1 protein-coding gene is annotated in these 2,193 nt (G+C 56.8%); it reads left to right on the top strand.

Translation table 11 applies throughout. The features are described 5' to 3' along the window. Positions 1 to 307: 307 nt before the first annotated feature. Positions 308 to 2,002, top strand: coding sequence for a phospho-sugar mutase (locus PMW70_RS09620; RefSeq protein WP_271744729.1), 1,695 nt, complete (start codon positions 308 to 310; stop codon positions 2,000 to 2,002). The last annotated feature ends 191 nt before the right edge of the window (positions 2,003 to 2,193 follow it).

Here is a 2,193-nt window from a genome sequence, read left to right as displayed (position 1 = left end):
GCCCCATCGCGCCGAGAGTACTGCGGGGCCAGCCCGTGGGAGGCCAGGGCGCCGCTGACCGGTGGACGGCACCGAGCTGTCATCGAGATTGAAGAAGGGGGAGGCCTCGCGGCCTCCCCCTTTTTTGCGTTAAAAGGCGACATTCTCTATTTAATTAAATCAATCCTATCATCCGCCGGTGAATATAAACGTTCACCGTTCTGTGGCTGGTTCTCTGTTCTCAATGGACTAATATTTGCTTTAGCGCACTGCTGCGCTTGTCCTGTTTTACACGGGTCGTTTTATTGATTGTGACGGAAGGACTCACATGGCAGATGTTCATGAGCTGCTTGATACTTGGATTGCCAATGTCAAGGACGAGGAGCTCCTCGCTGAGCTCAACACGATGAAGGAGCAGGGTGATGAGGACGCCATCACCGACGCTTTCTTCCAGGATCTCGCCTTCGGTACTGCCGGCCTTCGCGGCACTATCGGTGCGGGCACCAACCGTATGAATATCTATACGGTCGGTCGTGCGACCCAGGGATTCGCTGACTACCTCAATGCGACCTTCGAGCATCCGACGGTAGCCATCGCTCGCGATAGCCGCAATAAGGGTGAACTGTTCGTCAAGACGACGGCTGCCATTCTTGCAGCAAACGGCGTGACTGCCCTCGTGTATTCCAAGATTTCTCCTGTGCCGACGCTCTCCTGGGCCGTCCGCGACCTTAAGTGCTCCGGTGGCATTTGCATGACTGCTAGTCATAACCCGGCGCCTTATAACGGCTATAAGGCCTATGGCCCCGACGGCTGCCAGATCACCAGCGAGGCCGCCGATGCAATTTCTAAGGCTATCGCCGAGACCGATACGTTCACCGGCGTGAAGTCCATGGACTTCGATGAGGCTCTTGAGCAGGGTCTGGTCAAATGGATCGACGACTCGTGCCTCGAGCGTTATTACGACGCCGTTCTCGCCCGCGGCGTGACTAACCTTTCTGCCGAGGAGATCGCTGGCGCTCCGCTTAAGCTTGTCTATACGCCGCTCAACGGCACCGGCCTCATTCCCGTCACGACGGTGCTCGAGCGCGCTGGCATCACCGATGTCACGGTTGTTCCCGAGCAGAAGGAACCTAACGGCGATTTCCCGACCTGCCCGTATCCTAACCCCGAGATCCGTCAGGCCATGCAGAAGGGCATCGATCTCTGCGAGCAGGTTCACCCTGATCTGCTGCTTGCAACCGATCCTGACGCCGACCGTGTTGGCGTTGCCGTTAAGAATGGCGACGACTATCTGCTGCTGACTGGCAATGAGATGGGCGTTCTGCTGCTCGACTATATCTGCAAGACCCGTGCTGCCCGCGGTGAGAACCTCACTAAGAAGGTTGCTGTTACTACTATCGTTTCTTCCGCCATGGTCGATGCTCTGGCCGAGGAGTATGGCTTTGAGCTCCGTCGCTGCCTGACGGGCTTCAAGTACATCGGCGACATCATTACCTCGCTTTCCGATGCTGGCGAAGTCGATCGCTTTATCTTCGGTTTTGAGGAGAGCTACGGCTATCTGGCCGGCGACCATGTGCGCGACAAGGACGCCGTGAGCACTTCGCTGCTGATTTGCCAGATGGCGCAGTATTACAAGCTGCAGGGAAAGAACCTCGCCGACGCGATGCACGAGCTGTACGAGAAGTATGGCTACTATCACAACAAGACGATTTCGCTGAGCTATCCGGGCGCTGAGGGTGCGGCAAAGATGGCCGGCATCATGGCTGGTCTGCGCGAGAACCCGCCCGCGGAGCTCGCCGGTTCCAAGATTGAGGCCGTCGTGGATTACAACACCTGCGTGAACGGCCTGCCGAAGGCTAACGTCATTGAGTTCGATCTTGAGGGTGGCAACAAGGGTATTGTTCGTCCTTCTGGCACCGAGCCCAAGATTAAGCTGTACATCTTCGCAAAGGGCGCGGATGCCGCCGAGGCTGATGCAGCACTTGACGCGATTGAGGAGTCCGGTCGCAAGCTATTGGCCTAAGGCTTTGAAAGCCTAAGTCTATAGATAGACGAAGGAGGGGATCTCGGAAACGAGGTCCCCTCTTTATTACTGCTAAATACAGCTGAGAATTACAAACTGTGTAGGAAATATGTACACCCAGATTCCCGCCCACGGCGCCCCTCCGGTCTGGCAATATATCTCCTTGCCGCGCGGCCCGGTCGGACCGGATG

This window comes from Collinsella aerofaciens, from assembly GCF_028209625.1.
GTDB classification, from domain to species: Bacteria; Actinomycetota; Coriobacteriia; order Coriobacteriales; family Coriobacteriaceae; genus Collinsella; species Collinsella aerofaciens_AM.
This window is presented reverse-complemented; position numbering and strand designations above follow the sequence as displayed.

Excerpts from the sequence above, each read along its gene's own strand:
- PMW70_RS09620 (WP_271744729.1), top strand. The coding sequence starts at position 308 with ATGGCAGATGTTCATGAGCTGCTTGATACTTGGATTGCCAATGTCAAG.